At 31.1% G+C, this 21684-nt stretch carries 24 protein-coding genes and 1 other annotated feature; of the genes, 8 read left to right on the top strand and 16 right to left on the bottom strand.

Features of this window, described 5'->3' with window-relative positions; genetic code table 11:
• From ABMA45_RS09205 to ABMA45_RS09175, 7 genes are all read left to right on the top strand, one after another.
• Positions 1 to 579: a cell division protein SepF gene (locus ABMA45_RS09205; protein WP_022089599.1), complete on the top strand. Its 579-nt coding sequence runs from the start codon at positions 1 to 3 to the stop codon at positions 577 to 579.
• Between the two features lie 29 nt (positions 580 to 608).
• A complete protein-coding gene (locus ABMA45_RS09200; protein ID WP_022089598.1) occupies positions 609 to 1364 on the top strand; it encodes a YlmH family RNA-binding protein in 756 nt (251 codons plus the stop codon).
• Positions 1365 to 1530: 166 nt separating this feature from the next.
• Complete coding sequence (aroB, locus tag ABMA45_RS09195) at positions 1531 to 2637, top strand: 3-dehydroquinate synthase (RefSeq protein WP_022089597.1); 1107 nt, start codon at positions 1531 to 1533, stop codon at positions 2635 to 2637.
• Positions 2638 to 2658: 21 nt separating this feature from the next.
• The gene (gene lspA / locus ABMA45_RS09190; protein ID WP_022089596.1) at positions 2659 to 3222 is read left to right on the top strand and encodes a signal peptidase II; all 564 of its coding nucleotides are present in this window, start codon (positions 2659 to 2661) and stop codon (positions 3220 to 3222) included.
• A gap of 56 nt (positions 3223 to 3278) precedes the next feature.
• Positions 3279 to 4187: an RluA family pseudouridine synthase gene (locus tag ABMA45_RS09185; protein WP_022089595.1), complete on the top strand. Its 909-nt coding sequence runs from the start codon at positions 3279 to 3281 to the stop codon at positions 4185 to 4187.
• Between the two features lie 252 nt (positions 4188 to 4439).
• Entirely contained in the window at positions 4440 to 5153 is a 714-nt protein-coding gene (locus ABMA45_RS09180) for a tRNA 2-thiocytidine biosynthesis TtcA family protein (RefSeq protein ID WP_022089594.1), read from the top strand.
• A gap of 89 nt (positions 5154 to 5242) precedes the next feature.
• Positions 5243 to 6298, top strand: coding sequence for a tyrosine-type recombinase/integrase (locus ABMA45_RS09175; RefSeq protein ID WP_022089593.1), 1056 nt, complete (start codon positions 5243 to 5245; stop codon positions 6296 to 6298).
• A 120-nt stretch (positions 6299 to 6418) separates the two neighbouring features.
• Here ABMA45_RS09175 and ABMA45_RS09170 read toward each other — a convergent pair whose 3' ends face one another.
• On the bottom strand, positions 6419 to 6742 hold the full coding sequence (locus tag ABMA45_RS09170; RefSeq protein ID WP_022089592.1) for a LysM peptidoglycan-binding domain-containing protein: 324 nt from the start codon (positions 6740 to 6742) through the stop codon (positions 6419 to 6421).
• 266 nt (positions 6743 to 7008) lie between these two features.
• Here ABMA45_RS09170 and lexA point away from each other — a divergent pair, with 266 nt between their 5' ends.
• Positions 7009 to 7626: a transcriptional repressor LexA gene (gene lexA / locus ABMA45_RS09165; RefSeq protein WP_022089591.1), complete on the top strand. Its 618-nt coding sequence runs from the start codon at positions 7009 to 7011 to the stop codon at positions 7624 to 7626.
• A gap of 147 nt (positions 7627 to 7773) precedes the next feature.
• Here lexA and ABMA45_RS09160 read toward each other — a convergent pair whose 3' ends face one another.
• From ABMA45_RS09160 to ABMA45_RS09090, 15 genes are all read right to left on the bottom strand, one after another.
• The gene (locus tag ABMA45_RS09160; RefSeq protein WP_022089590.1) at positions 7774 to 9075 is read right to left on the bottom strand and encodes a GTP-binding protein; all 1302 of its coding nucleotides are present in this window, start codon (positions 9073 to 9075) and stop codon (positions 7774 to 7776) included.
• 272 nt (positions 9076 to 9347) lie between these two features.
• Complete coding sequence (locus ABMA45_RS09155; RefSeq protein ID WP_022089589.1) at positions 9348 to 10652, bottom strand: alpha-amylase family glycosyl hydrolase; 1305 nt, start codon at positions 10650 to 10652, stop codon at positions 9348 to 9350.
• A gap of 14 nt (positions 10653 to 10666) precedes the next feature.
• The gene (rsfS, locus tag ABMA45_RS09150) at positions 10667 to 11005 is read right to left on the bottom strand and encodes a ribosome silencing factor (RefSeq protein WP_022089588.1); all 339 of its coding nucleotides are present in this window, start codon (positions 11003 to 11005) and stop codon (positions 10667 to 10669) included.
• Positions 11006 to 11107: 102 nt separating this feature from the next.
• On the bottom strand, positions 11108 to 12298 hold the full coding sequence (gene nadD / locus ABMA45_RS09145; protein WP_022089587.1) for a nicotinate-nucleotide adenylyltransferase: 1191 nt from the start codon (positions 12296 to 12298) through the stop codon (positions 11108 to 11110).
• Positions 12299 to 12313: 15 nt separating this feature from the next.
• Complete coding sequence (gene yhbY / locus ABMA45_RS09140) at positions 12314 to 12607, bottom strand: ribosome assembly RNA-binding protein YhbY (protein ID WP_022089586.1); 294 nt, start codon at positions 12605 to 12607, stop codon at positions 12314 to 12316.
• A 51-nt stretch (positions 12608 to 12658) separates the two neighbouring features.
• Positions 12659 to 13942, bottom strand: a complete 1284-nt coding sequence (obgE, locus tag ABMA45_RS09135) for a GTPase ObgE (protein ID WP_022089585.1) — start codon at positions 13940 to 13942, stop codon at positions 12659 to 12661.
• A 101-nt stretch (positions 13943 to 14043) separates the two neighbouring features.
• Positions 14044 to 14328: a 50S ribosomal protein L27 gene (gene rpmA / locus ABMA45_RS09130; RefSeq protein WP_117909360.1), complete on the bottom strand. Its 285-nt coding sequence runs from the start codon at positions 14326 to 14328 to the stop codon at positions 14044 to 14046.
• 2 nt (positions 14329 to 14330) lie between these two features.
• Complete coding sequence (locus ABMA45_RS09125) at positions 14331 to 14654, bottom strand: ribosomal-processing cysteine protease Prp (protein WP_022089583.1); 324 nt, start codon at positions 14652 to 14654, stop codon at positions 14331 to 14333.
• Positions 14655 to 14684: 30 nt separating this feature from the next.
• Positions 14685 to 14993 carry a 50S ribosomal protein L21 gene (rplU, locus tag ABMA45_RS09120; RefSeq protein WP_022089582.1) on the bottom strand — a complete coding sequence of 103 codons (309 nt, stop codon included), beginning with the start codon at positions 14991 to 14993 and terminating at the stop codon, positions 14685 to 14687.
• Between the two features lie 307 nt (positions 14994 to 15300).
• Positions 15301 to 15801: a cysteine hydrolase family protein gene (locus ABMA45_RS09115; RefSeq protein ID WP_022089581.1), complete on the bottom strand. Its 501-nt coding sequence runs from the start codon at positions 15799 to 15801 to the stop codon at positions 15301 to 15303.
• 130 nt (positions 15802 to 15931) lie between these two features.
• Positions 15932 to 16711 carry a tryptophan synthase subunit alpha gene (gene trpA / locus ABMA45_RS09110; protein ID WP_022089580.1) on the bottom strand — a complete coding sequence of 260 codons (780 nt, stop codon included), beginning with the start codon at positions 16709 to 16711 and terminating at the stop codon, positions 15932 to 15934.
• Positions 16704 to 17888, bottom strand: coding sequence for a tryptophan synthase subunit beta (trpB, locus tag ABMA45_RS09105; RefSeq protein WP_022089579.1), 1185 nt, complete (start codon positions 17886 to 17888; stop codon positions 16704 to 16706). The genes trpA and trpB overlap by 8 nt, the downstream gene beginning before the upstream one ends.
• 177 nt (positions 17889 to 18065) lie before the next feature.
• Positions 18066 to 18320: a binding site (T-box leader), on the bottom strand.
• 101 nt (positions 18321 to 18421) lie between these two features.
• Positions 18422 to 19117, bottom strand: coding sequence for a SanA/YdcF family protein (locus ABMA45_RS09100; RefSeq protein WP_022089578.1), 696 nt, complete (start codon positions 19115 to 19117; stop codon positions 18422 to 18424).
• A 10-nt stretch (positions 19118 to 19127) separates the two neighbouring features.
• Positions 19128 to 20573 carry a response regulator transcription factor gene (locus ABMA45_RS09095; protein WP_022089577.1) on the bottom strand — a complete coding sequence of 482 codons (1446 nt, stop codon included), beginning with the start codon at positions 20571 to 20573 and terminating at the stop codon, positions 19128 to 19130.
• 3 nt (positions 20574 to 20576) lie between these two features.
• Positions 20577 to 21668 (bottom strand): sensor histidine kinase, encoded by a 1092-nt coding sequence (locus ABMA45_RS09090; protein ID WP_022089576.1) that lies wholly within the window; start codon positions 21666 to 21668, stop codon positions 20577 to 20579.
• Positions 21669 to 21684 lie beyond the last annotated feature (16 nt).

Here is a 21684-nt window from a genome sequence, read left to right as displayed (position 1 = left end):
ATGAGTTTTATAGATAAAGTGTCGAACATATTAAGAATGGATTATAATCAGGATGATTACGATGATTATGACGAAGATTTCGATGATGATTTCGACGAAGATGAAGAAGAGACAAGACAGCCTGAACGTGTAAGTCGTACATCTTATAGAGACAAATACGAAGATGAAGACGATGAACCTTCATATAGCAAACGTTCAAGCCACGCTAAATCTTCATCCAGAAGTTCATTTATGAGCAAATCATCTAATAAAAACGCAAGAAATGTCGTTCCGATGAGAAGTTCAGGATTAGAAGTTTGCGTAATTAAGCCATCGGGTTATGATGAAACAAAAGAAATAATAGACACATTGCTTCAGGGAAAAGCTGTAATCGTTAATTTAGAAGGCGTTAAATTAGATTTAGCTCAGCGTATTGTTGATACAGTTTATGGTGCAAGCTATTCTATAGGCGGTAAATTACAAAAAATAACAGGATACATTTACATCGTGACACCTTCAAATGTTGATCTTTCAGGTGATTTCCATGATGCAATATCAAGTTCATATAATAACATGAGATCAACTTCAATGTATAAGTAGAATTATATTCGACATTTAAGGACAGACTGATGAACAAAGAAGATAATTATGTTAAAAACCGATTATTAGATCTTGCAGATATTACTTATTCAAAAAATATCTATGCATATTCTGATTTTCTAAATTTAAATGAAATAAATATTTTTAATACAATAACAAATCAATTACCTCCAGTTAATTACTATTTGACTGGAGGCAATGTTTATGCAGAAAGAAAAATTGTAGTCTTTAAACCAATTGAAGTCTATTATGAAGAAGATGTCCCAATCACTCTTTTAAAAATCGAACCACTCAATAAAAAATACGCAGATACATTAAATCATAGAGATTATTTAGGGGCAATATTAAATTTGGGAATTGACAGAAGTAAGATTGGCGATATTTTTATAGGTGAAAATGTAGCATATATATATGTTATTACAGGAATTTCTGACTATATAATCAATAATTTTACAAAAGTAAAACATACTCTTATTTCATGTAAGATTGCTTATGATGAAATTGAAAATGTCAGGCCAAATCTTAAAGAAATAAAAGGAACTATCGGTAACATACGATTAGACAGTATAATTTCTTTAGCATTTAATAAATCAAGAAGCAGTATTGTTTCATATATTGAAGAGAAAAAAGTATTCGTAAACGGAAAAATTATTACTTCAAATGGATATTCAATTAAAGAAAATGATATTATTTCAGTCAGAGGTCTTGGCAGAGTTATTTACAACAGACAGATAAGTGTTACTAAAAAAGGAAAAAATCTAGTATCAGTTTCGATATACTGTTAAATAAACAAGCTACAATCATTATTGTAGATACTGAAAATAAAGATGCTTGTTGTTATATAGTTATTATTTCAACAAGTAATATAGCAGACAAAAAGAAAGGGCACTGTAAATTAAATTAGATTTACGCAAATTAAATAAATATTTATTTAATTATAAGGAGAAAAATATGGAAGTATCAATTAACACAAACGCAATGAAAGTAAATTATGAGCAAAAGCCTTGTTATGATATTGTATTTTCAAAAGATTTCAATTTATTAAATGATGAAATCCAGCAATTAAATATAAGTAACAAACGAATTTGTATAGTTACAGAATCAAATGTTGGTCCTTTATATGCAAATGAAGTTAAAGATATTTTTATGAGTAATTCAAAAGAAGTAATTATTTTTGAATTTACAGCAGGTGAAGCTCATAAGAATTTGGATACAATTTCTGAATTATATACTGTTTTAATTGAAAACAAATTTGACAGAAATGATATGCTTGTTGCTTTAGGTGGTGGCGTTGTAGGAGACATGACAGGATATGCTGCAGCAACTTATTTAAGAGGAATAGATTTTATTCAAATTCCAACTTCTTTATTAGCACAGGTAGATTCAAGTATTGGTGGAAAAACAGGTGTAGATTATAAGGCTTACAAAAACATGATAGGAGCCTTCTACCAGCCTAAACTTGTATATATGAATCTTAGTACATTAAACTCATTACCTGATCGCGAATATTATTCAGGAATGGGCGAAATAGTTAAACACGGATTAATAAAAGATTCTGATTATTTCTACTGGTTAAAAGAGAATTATCAAAAGATTTTAGATAGAGATTATGACACTTTGTTTACTATGATTTACAATAGTTGTAATGTAAAAAGAAAAGTAGTGGAAGAAGATCCTAAAGAAAAAGGAGATAGAGCCTTACTTAATTTTGGACATACAATTGGTCATGCAGTTGAAAAATTAAAAAATTTCACATTACTTCATGGGGAATGTGTTTCAATTGGTATTGTATCAGCTGCATACATTTCTTTGGTTAAAAATTATATAAATAACACTGAATTTAATGATATATGTGATACATTAAAATTATTTAAATTACCTGTTACTACATCAGATATTAACGCTAATGATGTTGTTGAAGCCACTTTAAATGATAAAAAAATGGATTCAGGTGTAATTAAGTTCATCGTTTTAAAAGAAATTGGTAATGCTTCAATTGATAGAACTATAGACCATGACTTATTAATTTATAGCTGTGAAAAAATAATTGAAAAGTAAGTTTTAGAAAGGATTATAAAGATGAAAACAGGACTACATAATTTAAAGCTTATTGTTTCTTTAATTGCTCTGATAATATTTGATCAATTAACTAAATTTTGGGCTGTTACACAATTAAAATCCGGAAAAGTTATTTCCATAATTCCAAATGTCTTTGAATTAAACTATTTGGATGGAGGGAACACAGGTGCAGCCTGGGGTATTTTTTCAGGAAAGATAGCTATGTTTATCATCTTTACAATAATAGTAGTAATTATACTGATTTTATGTATTTACAGAATCAGCAAACTGCTAACGTTAAACTGTTCGTTAAATACTATGCATTTAATTTCAATGCAGTATATAATTACTTTATTGATAGCAGGAGCAATTGGTAATTTGATTGACAGAATTGTAAATGGCTATGTTGTGGATTTCCTGTATTTTAAGCTTATAGATTTTCCAGTATTTAACGTTGCTGATTGTTATGTGACAATCGCATGTGCATTGCTTATAATTTTTTGCGTCTTTGTAATTAAAGACAAAGAATTTAATGCGATTTTTTCTTTGAAAAAAGATGATTCTGAAGATAAAAAAGATAAATAAATTTCAAACTATAATTTAGAAAATTATTTTACAAATATAATTTAAGCGAGAATAAAATGAGTAATATATATTATGTTGACGATGATTTCGAAGGAGTTCGAGTTGATAAGTATTTAGGCGAAATTTTGCCTGACATATCTAGATCTTATATTCAAAAACTGCTAAAAAGCCAGCATATTTTAGTAAATAAATGCGTGTGCAAAGCTAATTACAAAGTTAAAACGGACGATATAATTAATGTAGATATTCCTGAACCGTTAGAAGCAAATATTGTAGCTGAAGATATTCCTTTAGATATAATATATGAAGATGATGATATTTTAATAGTAAATAAACCTAAAGATATGGTTGTGCATCCGGCTCCAGGTCATTATACAGGAACATTGGTTAATGCATTAATGTATCATTGTCGTGATAATCTTTCTGAAATAAATGGTGTTTTAAGACCTGGAATTGTGCATAGAATTGATAAAGATACAACAGGTGCTTTAATTGTATGTAAGAATGATTACAGCCATAATTTTGTAGCCGAGCAATTAAAAGTTCATTCGATAACGCGAAAATATGTAGCAATTGTAAATGGTGTTATATCTGATGATGAAGGTACTATTGATGCACCAATTGGACGTCATGAAGTTAATCGTAAAAAAATGTCCATTAATTATAAAAATGGTAAAAATGCAGTGACTCATTATAAAGTTTTAAAGCGTTTCAAAAAATACACATACATTGAATGTCAGCTCGAGACAGGGCGTACACATCAAATAAGAGTTCACATGTCAAGTATTAATCATCCTATTTTGGGCGATGAACTCTACAATAACAATAAATGTCCGTTTAAATTACAGGGACAAACTCTTCATGCAAAAACTATTGGCTTTATTCATCCTACAACTAAAGAATATGTAGAGTTTGAAGCACCATTACCTGAATATTTTAAACATTTGCTTGAAATATTAGACTAAAGAACTTATTTTAATGCAATTTTATAAAAAATATAGTTTAAAAAGGCATAATATCAAGTATGTATGCATTAAATTATAAACGCTTATACAATATATGAATGAATTACATATAAAACATTTCGTTAAAGTTGTCTTTTGCGAACAGTTGTGTTACACTAATTATGTGGGCGCAACTGTTTTTTTATACTGTTTACTTCCACTACAATCGTATTTAATTATAAATAAATAATAGTTTTCAAGGTAGGTAAAATTATGAAATCACAGAAATTATATAGTTACGTAAGAAAGGCCGTTGATGATTTTGGAATGATTGAAGATGGTGATAAAATAGCAATCGGTATATCAGGTGGTAAAGATAGTTTAACTTTACTATATGCATTGAGCGGACTAAAAATATTTTATCCAAATAAATTCCAATTAGTTGCAATAACAGTTGATTTAGGATTTGGTATTCAGGATTTAGATAAGATTAAGGATTACTGCAAAAAATTTGATGTAGAATATGATGTAATAGAAACACAGATTGCTGATGTAGTGTTTGAACAGCGAAAAGAATCCAATCCTTGTTCTTTATGCGCAAAAATGCGAAAAGGTGCATTAAATAATAAAGCCGAGGAATTAGGCTGTAACAAAATAGCTTATGCACACCATAAGGACGATATCATTGAAACAATGTTTCTTTCGCTTATTTATGAAGGAAGATTCCACTGCTTCTCTCCTGTTACATATTTAGACAAAAAAAGATTAACAGTTATAAGACCATTAATGTATGTACCAGAAATGGATGTTATTGGTTTTGCTAAAAGATATGAACTACCTGTTGCAAAAAACAGATGCCCAGTTGATGGACATACTAAACGAGAATATGTTAAAAAACTGGTTAGACAGTTGGTAAAAGAAAATCCCGGTTGTAAAGAACGTTTCTTCACTGCTATTATGAATGGATGCTACAATATGGATAAATAATATTATTTTTGTATTTTAAAAATAATATTGTATTTCATAAATTTGTATTAAAAAAACAAGAAAGGTTATTTTAAATTTGGTATAAAATTATGGCACAGAATCATACATATCATGAACAGATTAATATTGATAACGAATTAAAATTAAGAGAGTTGCAAAAGAAATTACCTAAATTCTGTTCTACTTTTTTTAGAGGAATTGAACCTACTACTTCTTCACGTACAAGAATAGCATATGCTTATGATTTAGGTATATTCTTTAATTACATTAAAACAGAAAATCCTAAATATTCAAATATAGATATTTCAGAACTTGATTTAGATATTTTAGATAAATTGACAGCTACTGATATTGAAGAATATTTAGAATATCTAAAATATTATATTTCTGATGATGGCAAAGAACATACAAATAGCGAGCGAGGAATAATGAGAAAACTTGCAAGTGTTAGAACTTTATATAATTACTTTTATAGAAAAGAACTTATTAAAAACAATCCTGCTAGTATTGTTTCGATGCCTAAACTTCATGACAAAGAAATAATCAGACTTGATGTTGATGAAGTCGCTGAATTATTAGATGAAGTAGAAAATGGAACAAAGTTAACTAAATCCCAGCAAAACTTTCATACTAAAACTAAAGTTAGAGATATTGCAATACTAACACTTCTTCTTGGAACAGGTATTCGTGTATCTGAATGCGTTGGTATTGATATAAATGATATTGATTTTAAAAACACAGGTATAAAAATTCAACGAAAAGGTGGATATGAAACAATCATTTACTTCGGTGATGAAGTTGAGGAAGCGTTAAGGAATTATATGGAAGAGCGAAAAAGAATTGTTCCTGTTGAAGGACATGAAGATGCATTCTTTCTTTCAATTCAAAGAAAACGTATGGGTGTTCGTTCTGTAGAAAAACTTGTAAAAAAATATGCAGGTCTTGTTACTAATTTGAAGAAAATAACACCACACAAATTAAGAAGTACTTATGGCACAACTTTATATCAGGAAACCGGAGACATATACCTTGTTGCAGACGTTTTGGGACATAAAGATGTAAACACAACTAAAAAACATTATGCTGCAATTGATGATGAACGCCGCAGAAAGGCTAGAAATGCCGTGAAATTACGCAATGATTAAGCACTAGATAAAAATCATAAATAAATAAATTAAAACGCTGTATGACTTAAATTTAGTTCATACAGCGTCTTGTAATTTTATTACATTGCCTATAGTCAATTTGCATTAACTATTATTATATTATTTCTTTATTTCATCTGAATAATACATAACTGATATATATTTTCCAACGTGAATCTTATCACCACTTCCAATGTGATTATATTTACAGATTTCATCTACATACTCTGATACTGATGCATATTCCGGTGTTATGTATTTCTTAGCGATACTTGTTAATGTATCTCCGGGTTTAACCTCTACACTTGTGTAATATTTATATCTGTTAGAGTCAGCCTTCTTCTGTGCTCCAACATCTGTAAGCTTAACAGTACATACAACTGCAGTTGCAAGTAACATTGTAAAAATAACTGATGATAAAAAACTGTTTCTAAATAACTTCATGTTTAAAATCCTCCATATAATATATTTATATTATTGCTATTACGCGAACACTTGTTTGCTTTGTATAATTATATTAACACCCGAACGTTTGTTTGTCAATACTACTTTCGAATATTTGTTCGGTTTTTTGTTGCGTAATTTTTTCTTATATGATAAAATTAGCATATGAGGTGTACATTAGATGGTACAGTTAAGTATATTTTGAAATTTTTTTTTTGATTTTGAATATATTTTAAAATTTTATATATTATTTGGAGGAATTACATATGCCTGGTAAGATTACAGCTAAACAGCAACAGATTCTCGATTACATAAAAGAAGAAATATTAAGAAAAGGATATCCACCTACAGTTAGGGAAATCTGTGAGAAAGTTGGTTTGCGTTCTACTTCTTCTGTTCATTCACATTTAGCTACTTTAGAAGAAAACGGCTACATAAGAAGAGACCCTACTAAGCCTCGTGCTATCGAGATAATTGATGATGAATTTGGACTTGCACGAAGAGAAATGTCTAATATTCCGGTTGTTGGAAGAGTTGCTGCAGGTGAGCCATTACTTGCAGTTGAAAACATCGAAGATTATTTTGCATTGCCAACTGAATTTTTACCTAATAATGAAACGTTCATTTTGAAGATTCACGGTGAAAGCATGATTAACGTAGGTTTTTACGAGAATGATTATATTATTGTAGAAAGAACTTCTGCTGTAAGTAATGGAGATATTGTAGTTGCTTTAATAGACGATTCTGCTACAGTTAAAAGATTTTATAAAGAAGATGGCCATATCCGCCTTCAACCTGAAAATGACAATATGGATCCAATAATTGTCCCTGATTGTGAGATTTTAGGTAGAGTTCATTCATTATATAGACCTCATGTTGTTTAAGCTAACATAATATAAACATGTTATTTAAACTAATATAAAAAAGATATCAGTTGAAATAAACATTTTCATATCGAATAAGATAAATTTGTTCATTTCTACTGATATCTTTTTGTAATGTTATTACAATACTTTCTCGTTGGTGTGTTTTTATGCAAGGCAATCATCTAATGATTTAATTATAGCTTCTTTATCAAGATTCTGACCGATAAATACTAATTTAATCATACGATCGCCTACTTCTTCGTCCCAATCCTTAACTAATGTAGGATCATCTTTCATTGCCTGAGCACGTACTCTTCTTGGTGCTGTAGCATACCATCTGCCGGCATTTGTAATATTAATCTGTTTACCTGCCTGTTCAAACATATAAGCGTCATTATTGTTCTCAGCTGCCCAGATAATACCTTTGCTTCTGATAATACCTTTAGGCATATCATTAATCCAGTCTTCAAATTTTTCTTTAGCAAAAGGTTTTCTTCTATAATATACAAAACTTCCGATACCGTATTCTTCTGCCTCACCCTCTCCATGATGATGGTGGTGATGGTGATGATGTCCATGATGTCCGTGGTCATCATTTTCATGTTCATCATGATGATGATCGTGTCCCTCATGCTCGTGTCCTTCGTGTTCATGTTCGTCATGATGATGACCGTGTTCCTCATGCTCGTGTTCCTCATGCTCGTGTTCGTCGTGGTCATGATGTTCGTCTTCATCTGCGTCATAATTTTCAAGAGCCTGAATCCAACCTGCTGACATACTTGCTTCATCGAAATCAAATCTTTCAGTATTTAAAATTTCACTTACAGGAACTTTTCCGTAGTTAGTATCAATTGTCTTAGCATTTGGCTGAAGAGTTTTAACAATAGTTTTAACCTTGTTTAACTGTTCTTCTGAAATAGTATCAACTTTGTTGAAAATAATAGTATTACAAAATTCAATTTGCTGAATAAGTAAATTTTCGATATCTTCATCATCAATATCATCTTTAACAAGATTTTCACCACATCCAAATTCGTCTGCTAATCTTGCTACATCGACAACAGTTACAATATTATCAAGACGGCAAAGTTTTGCTCTCTTATCATAAGAACCGTCTAACATAGTAATAGACTGAGCAATTGGCAATGGCTCACAAATACCACTTGCTTCAATTAATAAATAATCAAATTTACCTGATGAAACTAAATCAATAATCTGATTAATTAAATCAACCTTTAATGTACAACAGATACATCCATTCTGAAGTGGAACAAGATTGTCATCTTTCTGTGTAACCTGTCCGCCTTTAGCTATTAAGCTTGCATCAATGTTAACCTCACCAATATCGTTAACAATAACCGCTACTTTATATCCTTCCTGATTAGAAAGGACTTCATTAAGTAATGTTGTCTTTCCTGCACCTAAATAACCTGTAAGTAATGTAACAGGTACAATCTTCTTTGCCATTTAAATCTACCTCTTTTCATAAAAATTATGTTATTGCTCAATTGTATACAAATTTAAAATTTCAATTACAAAATTAAGCAATAAAATTTAATTTAGCCATTTGTACATTTAATATAATAAAATCATTTTTTAACAAAATTATGAACAATTTCAAAATAATGAATTATTATTCATTTTATATAATACCAGGTTTAACCTAATAATCAAATTTATAAGCAAATTATAAGTGATTTTAAATTATAAATAAAATATTTTATAATTTAAGACTATTCTTAAACTAATTTCAAAATATATGAACTATAAGCTTTCATTTCAAAACCATTTTCTACTCTTAATTCTTTATTAGTCAACAAATCAATGTAATTTGCTGAAACATTAAAATTAGCATAAAAATTATTTTCATCTGCATTAATGCAAACTAATACAGTCTCTGTATCAACACATCTTTTGATTACACATTGCTTATTTGTAAGTAAAATAGTAGAAAAATCTCCGTAATTTAATGCAGTTGAATTTTTCTTAATATCAGCTAATTTAGAAATGTGCTTAAACAATTCATTTTCAATTGGCTGTTCAAATGAAGGACGCAAAGCTTGGTCTCCCTGACTTTTATCAGCTTTTTCGCCCCATTCACTTCCATAATAAACACAAGGAATTCCAGGCATTCCAAACATCAATGTATAAATCAAAGGCAAATGATTTTCATTACTTAGTATGCTTGCAACTCTTGTTACATCATGATTATCTACAAATGAAAATAGATGCTTTCCTTTGTATATAGTCCAATTTTCGGCCCCGAACTGTCTGTTTAAAGAATGACATATTTCAAACATATTCATAGAATTAAAACTTGAATATAAACCTTTATAGCACTCATAATTTGTTGCTGAATGTAACATTGAATCATTCATTCGCTGATTGTAATCTCCATGAAGCATTTCACCAACCAAAAAGAAATCATTTTTTAATCCATCACAATAATTTCTTAATCTATGCAGAAACTCAGGTGAAAGACAATAAGCTACATCAAGCCTTATTCCATCAATATCAAATTCATCAATCCAAAATTTGACTGCATTAAGTATATGCTGCACTACTTCTTCATTTCCAAGATTTAACTTAACTAAATCATAGTTACCTTCCCAGCCTTCATACCAAAGTCCATCATTATAATTGGAATTTCCTTCAAAACTGATGTGGAACCAATCTTTATATCTGGAATTTTCTCTATTCTTTAAGACATCCTGAAATTGATAAAATCCTCGTCCTACATGATTAAATACACCATCTAAAACAATTTTTATACCATTTTCATGGAGCTCTTGGCAAATATTTTTAAAATCTTCATTTGTGCCTAATCGTTTATCGAGCATGCAGTAATCCCTTGTATTATAACCATGTGTATCTGATTCGAATAAAGGAGAAAAATAAATTGCATTTGCTCCAAGTTTCTTAATATGTGGAATCCACTCTGAAACTTTATTGATTCTATGCTCTAATACACCATCATTTTCAAATGGTGCACCACAAAATCCAAGTGGATAAATCTGATAAAATACACTTTCATATGCCCACATGTATATCACCTCTTTTATAATTCAACAATTTTTCCGTCACGCCAGATTCTCTCTAAATCATAGAATAAACGATTGTCTTTATTAAATACATGGACAATAATATCTTCATAATCCATTAATACCCAGTCACCACTTCTATACCCCTCGATATGAGTGGGATTTTTGCCGATTTTATGCATTTCTTCATCAACATTATCTACCATTGCCCTTACCTGATTATCATTGTTTCCGCTGGCAATAATAAAATAATCAGCCATTGTAGAAATTTCAGATATATCAAGTACTGTAATATCTACACCTTTTTTATCATCTAACGCGTCATAGGCTATTTTAGCCATCTCTCTGATTTCCATATTGTTTCCTCCGTAATTATATTATAAATCAAGATAACTGTTTTATTTAAAAATAATATTTCTATCAAATTAATTATAATTAGTAATCCAAATATGATTAATTTATCTATTCTCTATAACATTTTTATAAAATTCATATGCCTTACATGTATTTACATCAATATTATCCGTGGAATTACCTTTTGATTTTAAATAGTTAAGTGTATCTCTCAAAATTGTATATACAGTTAAATCAATATCTGAATATGCAATTTTGCGTAAATAATCAAGATTTGGTGCCTGATTTCTTGACGGCTCAATATAATCTGCCGAGAAAATAATTTTCTCTAATAAAGTCATATTAGGCTTTCCTGTTGTATGGAATGTTATTGCTGATAAAACGTCATCATCATTTATTCCGTATTTATTTCTAGCAAGAACGGCACCCGCTTTACTATGCAAAAGAAATTGATTCTTCATTTCCATATCGGTTATTTCGATGTTGTTATCTTTACACAATTTAACTTTTTCTTCATCTGGAATACATTTAGCACAGTCATGAAGTATTCCTGCAAGATATGCCGTATTAGGATTCTCACCCAATGCTTCAGCCATCTTTTTTGCTGTATTTGCAACACCTATTGTATGTTCATAGCGGTGTGGATTAAGTTCTTTCTTTAAATCTTCTAATATTTCAGCCGGATTCATTCTTTTCACCTGATTTGTATTTTGATATAAATTATGTTCTTTAATATATTTGTATATTTGATTTGGGATTTCATTTTTATGTTCTGACAAATGCATTCTTATTTCAGACGAAGATATATCTGTCGCTTCAACAAAAATTACTTCAATATTACAGTCATACTTTTCTTTTAAAGAAGTTATTTTTGCATTTATATTTTTCATTGACCCATCATTTCTTGCTGCAACAAGTACTGTATAACAGGAAAAAATAATTTCAGGGTGATACCATGATTCAATATTCATCAATGAATCACTGCCAATAATAAAATAAAATTCATTATCAGGATAATCTTTTTTTAGAAAAGTCAATGTATCAGCCGTATATCTGTAGCCATTCTTATATTCGTAATCACAAGGTATAAACGAACAATTATCTCTCAATCCTATATTCAGCATTTCAAATCTCACCTCAAAAGAATTAACTGTTTCTGAATTCTTGTGAGGTGGATTAGGTGATAACATAAACCAAATCTGTTCCAAATCAAATTGTTTCTTAGCTTCACTGGCAATATTTATATGAGAAACATGTAATGGGTCAAATGTTCCTCCAATAATTCCAATTTTCATATAATCACCTTAATTTTACGGAAGAATTATTTTTCTATCCTTTTCTTCTTTAGCCGGTCTGTATAATACGATTTTTCTTCCTGTAACAGCTACTAAAGTTGATTTTGTACGTTCTGCAATAACCTGTCCGACTTCTCTACAATCATCAAAGCAGTTCTTTAAAACAGAAATTTTTATAAGTTCTCTCTTAGCAAGTGCTTCGTCAATTGCTTCTGTAAGCTCAGGTGTTACACTAGACTTCCCAACCTGAAAAATCGGATCCATTGTAGCAGCTAATTTTCTTAAATATGCTCTCTGCTTACTTGTCATATCTATCTCACCTATTCCATTACTATGGAATTTCCTTTCTTTCGAAAATTATTATTTATAATAATCAAATTCATGTCCATATATCTTAACTGTATCTCCATCAGTTATACCTAATGCTTCAAGTTCATCTAAGATACCATTTTCCTTCATAAAATTCTGGAAGAATACAAAACCTTTTTCTGATTCAAGATTTGTATATCCTAACATTCTTTCAATACGAGGACCTTCTATAGAATATAAACCATCTTTAATTTTTTCAACTGTATAAGGATCTTCTACGTTGTCAAAGAACTGTTTTGGATCATATTCCTGTTCAAATACAGTTGGGGCATCATCGAATTCATCAAGCATTTCTCTAACATGATATAACAATTCCTTGAGTCCTTTACCACTTACGGCTGAAATTGGATAAACCTTAATTTCCGGTTCAAATTCTTTCTTGATGTCATCAATAATAGTATTGCTTTCTCCATAAATTGCATCTATTTTGTTTGCTGCAATTACCTGTGGTCTGTTAAGCAAATCAGGATTATATGCTTCTAATTCAGCATTAATTGCCTTAATATCTGCAATTGGGTCTCTTCCTTCAACAGAAGCGGCGTCAACCATATGAATAATTACCTTTGTACGCTCAATGTGTCTTAAAAATTCATGTCCTAAACCTACACCTTCGGATGCTCCTTCAATAAGTCCCGGTATGTCTGCAATTACAAATCCTTTTCCCCCAGGCAAATCGACAACACCCAAGTTAGGATTTAATGTTGTAAAATGATAATTAGCAATTTTAGGTTGCGCATTTGTTACTCGTGATAAAAGTGTTGATTTTCCAACATTTGGGAAACCTACTAAGCCAACATCTGCAATAACCTTTAACTCTAAAATTACGTTAAGTTCCATTGCCTGCTGTCCCGGTTGTGCGTATTTAGGGGCCTGCATAGTAGGTGTAGCATAATGCTGATTGCCTTTTCCTCCACGACCACCATTTAAAACTGTTACGCGCTGATTATCTCCGCTCATGTCAGCCACAACTTTACCTGTTTCGACTTCACGAATAACTGTTCCTTCAGGAACTTTTATAATAAGGTCTTCACCATTTTTTCCATGTTTATTCTTCTTACCGCCATCTTCACCCGGCTGAGCCTTGTAATTGCGGTTATGTCTAAATTCGTATAAAGTATTTAATCCTTTATCTACTTCAAAAATAATATCGCCACCACGGCCACCGTCTCCACCATCCGGTCCGCCATTTGGCACATATAATTCTCTTCTAAAGGAAACGTGTCCGTCTCCTCCTTTTCCTGATTTAATATAAATCTGTGCACGATCTGCAAACATTATTTATACCTCCATCTCAAACTAAATTAATAGAGTTACAAAAATTATATATAAAAGAAAAGCTTCAAACCACGAATGATTTGAAGCTTTGAAATCATTAATTATTCTGCTACAGGATAAACAGAAACCTGTTTCTTGTCTCTTCCTTTTCTTTCAAATCTTACGATACCATCTGATGTAGCAAATAATGTATCATCACCACCACGGCCAACGTTAACACCTGGGTGAATCTTTGTACCACGCTGTCTGTAAAGGATGTTTCCAGCTTTTACAAACTGTCCGTCTGCTCTCTTAGCGCCGAGTCTCTTTGATTCTGAATCTCTACCGTTCTTTGTAGAACCAACACCTTTTTTATGAGCGAAGAACTGAAGGTTCATCTTCATCATAGCTATACCTCCTTAAAATCTAATGTTATATACTCTTTGTTTTCGTTTTCAATCTCCCTTAACCCAAGGGCAAGAGAATCAATCAGCAATTCTGATTTACTGCCAGGTTTATATGAAAAAATTAATCGAATTAACCCTGCTTCTTCATCTGTATCCAATAAAAATTCATCATTAGTAAATGTTTCTATTGAATTAATGCAATTAATGGTTAAAGCTGAAATAGCCGCACAGACAATATCTTCACCTGCATCAGCATATCCTGAATGACCACTAACCTCAAAGCCTTTATATAAACCCTGTTGTTTAAAAATTGTTACCTTAGTCATAAGATAATCCCTTCTAAACTCTAACTAAAATTAAGCATTGATCTTGTCAATTTTAACTTCTGTGTACTGCTGTCTGTGACCATTTTTCTTATGATAACCAGTTTTTCTCTTGTATTTGTAAACGATAACCTTTTTAGCCTTACCGTCGCCAACAACTGTTGCTTCTACTGTAGCTCCAGCTACTGTAGGTTCACCAACTTTAACTTCGTCTCCGCTTACGAGAAGAACCTGGTCAAATGTATATGTGCTTCCAGCTTCAGCACCGAGCTTTTCAACTCTGATTGTTTCACCTTCAGAAACCTTATACTGTTTTCCACCTGTTGCTATAACTGCGTACATACGGCACCTCCTATTTAACATTACTCGCCAGTTTCGGTGATTGCAAAAAGCAATACTTATAACCACACTGAGCGGCATACTCATATATATTATCATATAGATATATGGATGTCAAACACATTATAAAAATTTATTCTTATTTTCTGTAAGTATTTTTTCATCCAATAATAAAGCATTAGTCCATGATAAATTATAAAAAAGTATTATGTCATTAAAAATTTATTTACCATTATATTATGATGCCAGGCAAAAAACAACTTTAATGTCTTCGGATTGTTACGTGCTACGTATTTCAACAACCACGGCATCATATTATATTAATCTGACAAGACTTTGCTGTTGCAATAGCTGCTGCTTTCGATTCAGGTGTTACTCCTGCTGTTGCATCTTCGACAATATTTATTTTTATTTCAGGATAAAATGCTTTAATAATAAGTGCATTGGATATAACACAAATATCTGTGCAAAGGCCTACTAAAACAACTTCGTCAAAATTATCTAACTTACCTTTCCAACCATTAAATCCAAATGATTCTTTATCAATTATTTCTGCACCATCCGTATTTAATATATCGTGTATCTGCCATCCGTGTGTATTTTTTATACAATGTTTTACAGGTAAATTTTTTCCTTCCTGAGTATCAAGATAATTTTCGTAATGAGTATCTCTTGTAAAAAATAAATTATCATAATCTTTTTTATCTATTAAATCATTTACATTTGGCAATATATTTTGTGCTTCATTTGTCCCTAAAGAACCGTCTATAAAATCATATTGCATATCTATTACTATAAGCGCTTTTCTCATAATTAATATCTCCTTGTAATATAGAGTGTAAATATCTTTATTAATATTAACATTTTTCTAATACAATGCCAATGATTAGTTAATGTAAAAAAGGAACCAACGTCATCCGTCGGCTCCTTTAAACGCAACATTAATTAGCTTTCATTACAGCTTCTTTCATGCTTTTTACATATTCATTTATATATGGAAGACAATCTTTTCCATATTTAGCTACAATTTTTACAATGGCACTTCCAGCAATTGCACCATCGGAATATTTAGCTACGTATTCTGCCTGCTCAGGCGTTGCTATACCAAATCCAAAAGCACATGGAACATCAGTTGTTTCACGAACTAATTTTATCATTCCTCCTAAATCAGTATTAATATCACTTCTTACACCTGTTACTCCTAACGATGAAACACAGTATATAAATCCTGTTGCTTCCTTTGCTATCATTTTAATTCTGTCATGAGATGCCGGTGCAATTAATGAAATTATATCTACATCATGATTTTTACATTCATCTGCTATTTCATCTTTTTCTTCGTATGGCAAATCAGGAATAATTAATCCCTGTATTCCACATTCATTACATCTGTCCAAAAATTTGTCGACGTCATATGCGTAAATTGGATTAATGTAAGTTAAAAATACTAATGGTACCGAGACTTCATCTTTTATATCTTTTAATGCGTCAAACAATTTATCGGTTGTACATCCATTTGCCAACGCTCTCTCATTTGCCTCCTGAATAATAGGGCCTTCTGCAATTGGATCGGAAAATGGTATTCCGATTTCAATTAAATCTGCCCCTGCTTTTTCCATTTCTTTAATGATTTTCTTAGTTGTATCTAAATCAGGATCTCCGCCTGTTACAAATGCAATAAATGCTTTTCCATTTTCAAATGCTTCATGTATCTTACTCATAAATCTCTACTCCTCTATATCTTGCTATTGCTGCTACGTCCTTATCTCCACGTCCGGAAACATTAACTACAATTATTTTGTCTTTATCTAAAGTTGGTGCATACTTCATTGCATATGCAATTGCATGTGAACTTTCAATTGCCGGAATTATGCCTTCTGTTCTTGATAAATATTCAAATGCATTAACTGCTTCATCGTCAGTTATTGAAACATACTGTGCACGACCTGTTTCATTTAGCATTGCATGTTCCGGTCCGATTCCGGGGTAATCAAGTCCTGCAGAAATTGAATAAACAGGTGCAATCTGACCATATTTATCCTGGCAGAACAATGATTTCATTCCATGGAAAATTCCCATTGCTCCATTTGCAACAGATGCTGCGTTTTTAGGAGTATCAACACCAAGCCCTGCAGCTTCACAGCCAATTAATTTAACAGATTTATCTTCTATAAAATTATAAAAAGCTCCCATTGCATTTGAACCTCCACCTACGCAGGCAATTACTGCATCAGGAAGTTTTCCATCTTTTTCCATTAACTGTTCTTTTATTTCTTTGCTGATTACACTCTGGAAATCACGTACAATTGTTGGAAATGGATGCGGTCCCATTACTGAACCTAAAACATACAATGTGTCATCAACACGTCTTGTCCATTCTCTCATTGCTTCATTTACTGCGTCTTTTAATGTCATTGTTCCCGATACTACAGGATGTACCTTAGCACCTAAAAGTTCCATTCTAAAACAGTTTAAAGCCTGACGCTCTGTGTCTACTTTTCCCATATAGATTTCACATTCCATTCCCATAAGTGCAGCAGCTGTAGCTGTTGCAACGCCATGCTGACCTGCTCCTGTTTCAGCAATAACTCTTGTTTTACCCATTTTCTTAGCTAAAAGAACCTGACCTAAAACATTGTTTATCTTATGAGAACCTGTATGATTCAAATCTTCTCTCTTTAAATAGATTTTTGCCCCACCTAAATCCTTTGTCATTTTTTCTGCATAGTATAACAAAGATGGTCTTCCCGCATAATTTTTCATTAAGCCATCAAGTTCCTTTACAAATTCAGGATCATTTTTGTAATGCTCATATGCTTCTTCAACTTCTTTAACTGCATTCATTAATGTTTCAGGAACATACTGTCCTCCAAATTCTCCAAATCTTCCTTTTTTCATAGTGTCTCCTTTCCAATTGACTGCCTGAAAGAATTAGCCATCTTTCATACAGAATCGGTACGTTTCAAGTAAAAATGTACATCCATTAAAGATTCCCTCTTTTATCGAGTCACATTATTCTTTTTAGCGATACATTATTTCATAAAAGAAATTTAAAATCAAAAAAGCTTCTGTCCCAAAAGGGACAAAAGCTATAAATTCATAAACTTCTGCGGTACCACCCAAATTAATGTGTATCACATTCACTCATTCACATACCAACATATGCTACTTCCTATAACGGTGAAGATCCGTCAGCACTACTTCCATAATATCCGGTTTCGAACTGCCCTCACAAGTCCATTCATTACCTTAGATTTATTGTCTCACACCAAACGACAACTCTCTGAAAAATCGTCCCGATAACTACTTACCCTTGCTCATCGGTTTATTAATTTGTGTTAATTTTATGCATTGTTTATGCATTTGTCAAGTTACACTTATTTATATTTTAAAATATTGTAAATTTTCACGAAATTATTTGTGCAAATATGCTATTTATCATTTGTAATATCTCCGCTATCTTCAAGAGAAATCTTATCGCCTAAATAAGTTGGTTCGGGTTTATATATCAATTTAAAGAAATCTTTTGCTCTGGCAATCCACTCTCTAAATACACGATATTTTTGCTTAGCCAGATAATCTCTTTTATCTGCAGACACGCCATATGCTTCAATCCCTAATTTTTTCGCTATATATAACGCTCTGGTCAAATGATATTTTTGACTTACAATAACGATTTTTTTTACGCCAAATATTTCTTTAGCTCTATACATAGAATCATATGTTGAAAATCCGGCATGATCCATGAAGATGTCATCTGATGGAATTCCATCATTTATAGCATAATCTTTCATTGTATTAACTTCATCATACGAAACTCTTCCATGGTCTCCTGACATAATTATTTTGGGCGAAGCATTAACATTATACAGTTCTTCAGACGTCAAAATTCTATCTTCAAGCATCCAAGTAGGTTTTCCACTTGGTGCAACACCTGCTCCAAGTACTAAAATACAGTCTGCATCCATATCTTTGCATTCGTCTACACTAAGAATTTTTGATGATGTTACTGATTTCATATATATGTTAATTACTGCAATAACTATTACTATAAATGCAATTATTATAAACATCACAATAATTAATCTTAAAATTATTTTTCTTAATAGTATTTTCTTATTTCCCATAACTGTCCCTTTAGCCTAAATTATTTCGATACTGTGACGGTGTAAGTCCTGTGATAGCCTTAAATGTTTTCATGAAATGTTTCTCATGTTCATAACCGACAGCCTGAGATATTTCATTTATTTTCATATCTGTATCAGTTAATAACTTTTTAGCTTCTCCAATTCTGATATCCTTTAAATAGTTTACAAAATTTGTTCCTGTATACTGTTTAAATGTAAAAGAAAATAAAGAATAGTTCATGGAAACATAATTTGACACTACTGCCATATTTAAATCAGTTGCGTAATTTTCCTGAATATATTTAATTGCATTTTTTATTTTGATATTTGCCTTATGCTCATCAATATCTGTACTTACAAGTTCATCAAAGCCTCTAATCCAGCGTTTGACAACTTCCATATATTCATCTATTGTCTGAAAACTATAAATATCTGATAATTCCATAATATCATCTTCTCCAACTTTAAGAGTGTTCTGATACACTTTAATAGTTGTATTAAGAATTATTTCCATTTGTTCTTTAAATTCATTTATGTAATATTTTCTGGCTTTAACACCATCAACAAATGATTCTAACTGTTCAATAGCTTCATCTAATTTATTTGAACAGATAAGATTAGCTGTCTGCATCATAAATTTAACACCATATTCATATTCTTCATCAGGTTTACTAAACTCAGCTGCATCCACACGTTTAATCATAGTTTCAAATGCGGTTTTTCTCATTGTTGCTGCTTCATGATATGCCTGTCGCAAATCTAAAAGATTATAATATACATTGCTTATTCCGATGTAATAATTATCAAATGATTTTAGAACTTCATCTTTATACTCTGAATCTACGATTAAAATGTTAAGAGAATCCTTACCTTCAAGATAATAATATTTTCCATCCATTTCATCATCAATTTCACTTTCAGGGCAGCTAAAGCAACAAACCACAAAGTTTTTTACCTGAAAATACGCTCTTGCCATTTCAGTTATACTTTGCATTTCCTTATGAGTAACATTATCGTATATCATCATATACTGCATCTGCTGATATACTACCTGCCTCTGCTTTTCATAAGATTCTTTTTCCTCAGTAATTATGTCATCAAATTTTTTCAAAACCTTTGCCAGCTTGTCTCTGTCAACAGGCTTCAATATGTATTCGTTTACACCATTTCTCATCATTTCAACTGCATAGTCAAATTCATCAAATCCACTTATAGCTGCAATCAATGGCTTTTTTGTCATTTTCTGGATTTCTTTTACTAATGAAATTCCGTCCATTTTTGGCATCCTAATATCCGTAAACATAACATCTACATTTTGTTTTTCTAATATTTCCAGAGCAGCTAATCCATTATTACATTCAATTATTTCTTCTACATCAACACCCGAACGTAAAACCATGGACTTAATACCCTGTCTTATCAGTTTTTCATCTTCAACAATCATTAATGTCTTCATATGCTACTGCTTCCTCTCTAACGGTAATTGAATAACCACTTTAGTAAATAACCCTTTCTTTGAGAAAATATCTATTCCGTACTCTTTTCCAAAGAACATCTGAATTCGTTCATTTACGTTCCTTAGCGCACGACCATGCTCCTTTGAATCATCTTCATGGGGCAAATATAGATTAACTTTAATCTCTTTCAATTTTTCCTCGTCCATACCTTTACCGGCATCAGAAACTTCTATTGCCAGAATATTTTTTTCTACAATATCATATACCTTTATATAAATTGAAGTATCTTCAGCCATATCCTCTATACCGTGGTATACTGAATTCTCAACTATTGGCTGCAAAGTCATTTTTGGAATTTCAATATCCATATATTGTTCCGGAATATTTAGCGAAAGATATATTTCATAATCAAATCTTAAATTTAAAAGATTTAAATATGTCTGGACATATTCTAATTCTTCCCTTAATGTAACTAAACCCGAAGTCCATTTCATACTATATCTGAACATCTGACCAAGTGATGTTATTGCATCAGATATTTCATAATCACCTTTTATCTCCGCCATCATCTTTATGCTTTCCAAGACATTATACATAAAATGAGCATTAATCTGATTTTGTAGTGATTTAATCTCAACATTCTTCATTAACAGCTGCTTTTTAACATTTTCTTTATTAAGCTGCTCTATATGATCTACCATATCGTTAATCTGATGCCCTAGCATAGCAATCTCGTCATCTCCATCTTCAGGCACATGCATATTATTTGTAGATGAAATTTCATTGAAATTAGCAGAAAGTTTTCTAAATCTCTGAAAAATTTTAAAAATAAGCATTGAAACTGAAATAAACAGCGCTGAAGACATTATAAAGATTATGGCTATATATCCACATTCTTTTGAGTTCAAATCATTGTCCATAAGTAACATAATCATGACCACACATATACATATGTATATTATCAAAATCCACCAAAACGTTTTCATGAACATTGATTTATATTTTTTTTCTTTTTTATTATTTAGATAACTTTCTATATCATTTATATCTTCTAAATCATCTAAATCTATGTTTTCATGCTTTTCTTCTTTCATATTTTCCTCATAACAT

The organism is Eubacterium sp. CAG:156 (genome assembly GCF_000434315.1).
In the GTDB taxonomy this organism is placed as follows: domain Bacteria; phylum Bacillota; class Clostridia; order Lachnospirales; family Lachnospiraceae; genus Eubacterium_U; species Eubacterium_U album.
Note: the sequence above shows the minus strand (reverse complement) of the source record. Positions and strands in the feature narration are given on the sequence as shown.

What these genes read in the sequence shown, in the direction of transcription:
- lexA (WP_022089591.1), top strand. Translation starts at nt 7,009, where the DNA reads ATGCCTGGTAAGATTACAGCTAAACAGCAACAGATTCTCGATTACATA.
- yhbY (WP_022089586.1), bottom strand. Translation starts at nt 12,607, where the DNA reads ATGACAAGTAAGCAGAGAGCATATTTAAGAAAATTAGCTGCTACAATG.
- rplU (WP_022089582.1), bottom strand. Translation starts at nt 14,993, where the DNA reads ATGTACGCAGTTATAGCAACAGGTGGAAAACAGTATAAGGTTTCTGAA.
- ABMA45_RS09090 (WP_022089576.1), bottom strand. Translation starts at nt 21,668, where the DNA reads ATGAAAGAAGAAAAGCATGAAAACATAGATTTAGATGATTTAGAAGAT.
- rsfS (WP_022089588.1), bottom strand. Translation starts at nt 11,005, where the DNA reads ATGGAAATCAGAGAGATGGCTAAAATAGCCTATGACGCGTTAGATGAT.
- nadD (WP_022089587.1), bottom strand. Translation starts at nt 12,298, where the DNA reads ATGAAAATTGGAATTATTGGAGGAACATTTGACCCATTACATGTTTCT.
- obgE (WP_022089585.1), bottom strand. Translation starts at nt 13,942, where the DNA reads ATGTTTGCAGATCGTGCACAGATTTATATTAAATCAGGAAAAGGAGGA.
- ABMA45_RS09185 (WP_022089595.1), top strand. Translation starts at nt 3,279, where the DNA reads ATGAGTAATATATATTATGTTGACGATGATTTCGAAGGAGTTCGAGTT.
- ABMA45_RS09205 (WP_022089599.1), top strand. Translation starts at nt 1, where the DNA reads ATGAGTTTTATAGATAAAGTGTCGAACATATTAAGAATGGATTATAAT.
- ABMA45_RS09180 (WP_022089594.1), top strand. Translation starts at nt 4,440, where the DNA reads ATGAAATCACAGAAATTATATAGTTACGTAAGAAAGGCCGTTGATGAT.
- aroB (WP_022089597.1), top strand. Translation starts at nt 1,531, where the DNA reads ATGGAAGTATCAATTAACACAAACGCAATGAAAGTAAATTATGAGCAA.
- trpA (WP_022089580.1), bottom strand. Translation starts at nt 16,711, where the DNA reads ATGAGTAAGATACATGAAGCATTTGAAAATGGAAAAGCATTTATTGCA.
- lspA (WP_022089596.1), top strand. Translation starts at nt 2,659, where the DNA reads ATGAAAACAGGACTACATAATTTAAAGCTTATTGTTTCTTTAATTGCT.
- rpmA (WP_117909360.1), bottom strand. Translation starts at nt 14,328, where the DNA reads ATGATGAAGATGAACCTTCAGTTCTTCGCTCATAAAAAAGGTGTTGGT.
- ABMA45_RS09200 (WP_022089598.1), top strand. Translation starts at nt 609, where the DNA reads ATGAACAAAGAAGATAATTATGTTAAAAACCGATTATTAGATCTTGCA.
- trpB (WP_022089579.1), bottom strand. Translation starts at nt 17,888, where the DNA reads ATGAAAAAAGGAAGATTTGGAGAATTTGGAGGACAGTATGTTCCTGAA.
- ABMA45_RS09170 (WP_022089592.1), bottom strand. Translation starts at nt 6,742, where the DNA reads ATGAAGTTATTTAGAAACAGTTTTTTATCATCAGTTATTTTTACAATG.
- ABMA45_RS09155 (WP_022089589.1), bottom strand. Translation starts at nt 10,652, where the DNA reads ATGTGGGCATATGAAAGTGTATTTTATCAGATTTATCCACTTGGATTT.
- ABMA45_RS09175 (WP_022089593.1), top strand. Translation starts at nt 5,243, where the DNA reads ATGGCACAGAATCATACATATCATGAACAGATTAATATTGATAACGAA.
- ABMA45_RS09100 (WP_022089578.1), bottom strand. Translation starts at nt 19,117, where the DNA reads ATGGGAAATAAGAAAATACTATTAAGAAAAATAATTTTAAGATTAATT.
- ABMA45_RS09125 (WP_022089583.1), bottom strand. Translation starts at nt 14,654, where the DNA reads ATGACTAAGGTAACAATTTTTAAACAACAGGGTTTATATAAAGGCTTT.
- ABMA45_RS09095 (WP_022089577.1), bottom strand. Translation starts at nt 20,573, where the DNA reads ATGAAGACATTAATGATTGTTGAAGATGAAAAACTGATAAGACAGGGT.
- ABMA45_RS09115 (WP_022089581.1), bottom strand. Translation starts at nt 15,801, where the DNA reads ATGAGAAAAGCGCTTATAGTAATAGATATGCAATATGATTTTATAGAC.
- ABMA45_RS09160 (WP_022089590.1), bottom strand. Translation starts at nt 9,075, where the DNA reads ATGGCAAAGAAGATTGTACCTGTTACATTACTTACAGGTTATTTAGGT.